Here is a 2674-nt window from a genome sequence, read left to right on the forward strand (position 1 = left end):
ATGACCCAAAAACCATAATCAAAGGTGGGTCAGTTCTCGATGGAAAACCTGGGTCACTTCTGGGTGGAAATTAACATATACGGCCGACAGGTATACGGAAACGGTCGTGTCCTGCAGTTCTTCAAGGCCGCGCCGGGGGAAGATCCGTTCGCTCCGGATGCAGGACTGCCGGACGACATACCAGTGCAGAAGATATCGTCGTTACAGATGGATTCGCTGGCTCGAAGCCTGGGGAGGACCGAAGAGACGTGGCTGACCCAAGTGGCGGTCAGCCTCGGGCTGATACATCAGCACCTCGCCATCTACTCTCCGGATGCGGCCATGGTGAAGGATCTCAGATTCCTGCAGGTCGGCATGAAGACGCAACCCGAAATCGACGCGGTGTTCGTTGCGGAATACTGGCTTCCGAAGAAGATCGACTTCGAGAACGTGTTCATCACGGTTGAGGTCAAGCAGCGGGGGGAGCGTGTCCTCCTGGACCAGATCAGGGAACAGGTCCGGAAAGCGTTTGGCGAAACTGCGAAGGTGAAGGATCGCAAGGTCGATGTCGTTAAGCCGATGGCGGTCAACGTCATCCGAAGGGAATATGAAGGGGCCGAAGAAGACCTCATCTGCGTTCGCGAATATGATCCGGTCCGCAGAAGCGAGTTCGATGCCAACTACTCCTCCAAGAAGGGGGATGATGCCGTCTACGGGATGCCGTTGAATATGAAGTCCTGCTCCGCCTACACTCTTCGTCCGGCAATAGGAGCGTTCGGGAAGAGGAAGGCTATCAAGAAGGTGGCTGCTTCCTGATGCTCAGGAATTGAGTGAGCGCGTCGTCCAGCCTTTCTCCCGGCTTGATCTCGCACTCCCACATGACAAGCACCCGCCAGCCGTCGTGCTCCAGTTTAGCAAGAGCCTCCAGGTCCCGGTTCCGGTTCCTCTCAAGCTTGGCGGCCCAGAACTCCGAGTTCGAAGAGGGGATACGGCATCGTCGGCATCCGGGATGCGAGTGCCAGAAGCAGCCGTGAACGAAGATCGCTGCCCTTCGGGGCCGCATCACGATATCCGGCTTCCCAGGCAGCTCCTTCGCATGAAGCCTGTAGCGGACACCCATCGCGTGTAGCGCCCGACGCACGATCATTTCCGGCTTCGTGTTTTTGCCACGCACCCGGGACATGAGTGCGCTGCGCTTCTCGGGGGTGAGGAAATCGGTCATGGACTGGATATGGAACCTCCTTCCGAAAAGATAAGACCCGCCGTGAGGCGGGTCTGCAGGGTCAGAAAGCGAAGGATGGCACCCTCCCCCTGTCGCCGGCGTTTTTCATGACGAGCACACCCCCGGCTGGCACCCCCGCCGCGATAAGGATGCGGCGGACTTGTGCCTTTATATTATCCGATCAGCCCGATCTGGCCGAGGCGTTTCCGCGAGGGCAACAGGGAGTTCGGAAAGAAGGAAGGGTCCTCGGGAGCGAAAGGTCTTCGCCGGATCGCTGAGCCGGAAATCTTTACAGATGTAGCGGCTCATCATGTAGATATACTCGGTCATGACGCACTCATCCCGGCCATTCAGGAAGTCACAGACCCGGACGTTGTGTGCGAGGACGGCTTCGATGGCGGCCCGCGTGGCGGCGGTCATCTCCACCCTTCTGAAAGCCTCCCGCCATGCCTCGTCGATCCGGTCGAGGAGTCGGGCTCGGGCGTCTCTGACGTTGGTCTCGTCGATGTCTACGGCATAGATCGACATGACAGACCGCAGGATCTGGCGCTCGGCGTAAGCAGTCTGGCGGTGACGGGCGAAGACCGTAGTCAACTTCCGGTCGAGGATCTGGGTCAGGAAATTCCCGTTCCCGCAGGAGGGTTCGAGGAAGGTCGTCTCCGGTAGGTGCGTCACGTCACCGACCAGATCCAGCATGTTGCGGACGATCCAGTCCGGCGTGAAGACCTCAGCCAAGTCCTTCACCCGCTCTTTCGAGCGGATGAGGGTGCGTGCGTTGACGGTGGGCGCGGCGATACTCACTCTTAGATCCCCTCGTCCCAGTTCATGATGGCGTCGCGGTGCTCCTTCGACAGTTGACTCATCGCTTTGTCGAAAAACGCTTTCGCCTCGGGACTACCCTCGGCGCCCTCGTCGATGATCCTCAGCGCCTCCTCGTCTGTCGCTGCGCCGAACGCGGCGCTCACCAGATCCTCTGTCATTCTGCAGCCCTGCTCTGATCCCGACTGCCGGCCGGTTCGACGTTCTCCGACATGCTGAGGATCACGTGCGGGGCGGACCGTCATGGATCGAAAACCTTTCGCCTTTCCAGGTGCCGTTGGGACAAGGGAAAGCTTGGTGATCGCCCAGGGCAAGCTGCCTGCGGTATGCGGCTTCGACATCACCGACCGCCATTCTGGCCCGGCAGGCGATGGTTATCTGGTCGATGGGCACATAGCCGGTCACGACGCGATGGCCAGGTGGGACTGATATGCTGCGGTCTTGAGGGGTCCAGACGGCCATGTCGCGAGGAAGATCGGCGATCATGCCAGCGCCCTCTTCCGGCTTTCCTTCCCGAACATCGTCGTTTCCCGGGCGCGGCGGACCTCCCCGGCTTCGATGCGCTCATGGATCAGATGTAAGCGGCGTTTGCGCCCCATTGATTTTCTGATTGCTGCGCTGCGGTCTGCTGCCTGGATGTCGTGCTGTGAGCTC

General features: G+C 59.8%; 5 protein-coding genes. 1 reads left to right on the forward strand and 4 read right to left on the reverse strand.

What is annotated here, in order from left to right; genetic code table 11:
• Positions 1-39 precede the first annotated feature (39 nt).
• Positions 40-795, forward strand: coding sequence for a hypothetical protein (locus ACFOM8_RS22770; protein WP_377764650.1), 756 nt, complete (start codon positions 40-42; stop codon positions 793-795).
• Here the strand turns inward: ACFOM8_RS22770 and ACFOM8_RS22775 are convergent.
• The 4 genes from ACFOM8_RS22775 to ACFOM8_RS22790 all read right to left on the reverse strand — a co-directional run bounded on the left by ACFOM8_RS22775 (position 773) and on the right by ACFOM8_RS22790 (position 2506).
• Positions 773-1201 (reverse strand): very short patch repair endonuclease, encoded by a 429-nt coding sequence (locus tag ACFOM8_RS22775; RefSeq protein WP_377764651.1) that lies wholly within the window; start codon positions 1199-1201, stop codon positions 773-775. The two genes, ACFOM8_RS22770 and ACFOM8_RS22775, sit on opposite strands and share 23 nt — an antisense overlap.
• 168 nt (positions 1202-1369) lie before the next feature.
• A complete protein-coding gene (locus tag ACFOM8_RS22780; protein ID WP_377764652.1) occupies positions 1370-2002 on the reverse strand; it encodes a hypothetical protein in 633 nt (210 codons plus the stop codon).
• 2 nt (positions 2003-2004) lie between these two features.
• Positions 2005-2181 carry a hypothetical protein gene (locus ACFOM8_RS22785; protein ID WP_377764653.1) on the reverse strand — a complete coding sequence of 59 codons (177 nt, stop codon included), beginning with the start codon at positions 2179-2181 and terminating at the stop codon, positions 2005-2007.
• Between the two features lie 61 nt (positions 2182-2242).
• The gene (locus ACFOM8_RS22790) at positions 2243-2506 is read right to left on the reverse strand and encodes a hypothetical protein (RefSeq protein ID WP_377764654.1); all 264 of its coding nucleotides are present in this window, start codon (positions 2504-2506) and stop codon (positions 2243-2245) included.
• Positions 2507-2674: the final 168 nt, after the last annotated feature.

It is taken from the genome of Paracoccus angustae (genome assembly GCF_042648745.1).
In the GTDB taxonomy this organism is placed as follows: domain Bacteria; phylum Pseudomonadota; class Alphaproteobacteria; order Rhodobacterales; family Rhodobacteraceae; genus Paracoccus; species Paracoccus angustae.

Bases quoted from the DNA above. Each gene is read 5' to 3' on its own strand.
- ACFOM8_RS22770 (WP_377764650.1), top strand. From the start codon at position 40: ATGGAAAACCTGGGTCACTTCTGGGTGGAAATTAACATATACGGCCGA.
- ACFOM8_RS22775 (WP_377764651.1), bottom strand. From the start codon at position 1,201: ATGACCGATTTCCTCACCCCCGAGAAGCGCAGCGCACTCATGTCCCGG.
- ACFOM8_RS22785 (WP_377764653.1), bottom strand. From the start codon at position 2,181: ATGACAGAGGATCTGGTGAGCGCCGCGTTCGGCGCAGCGACAGACGAG.
- ACFOM8_RS22790 (WP_377764654.1), bottom strand. From the start codon at position 2,506: ATGATCGCCGATCTTCCTCGCGACATGGCCGTCTGGACCCCTCAAGAC.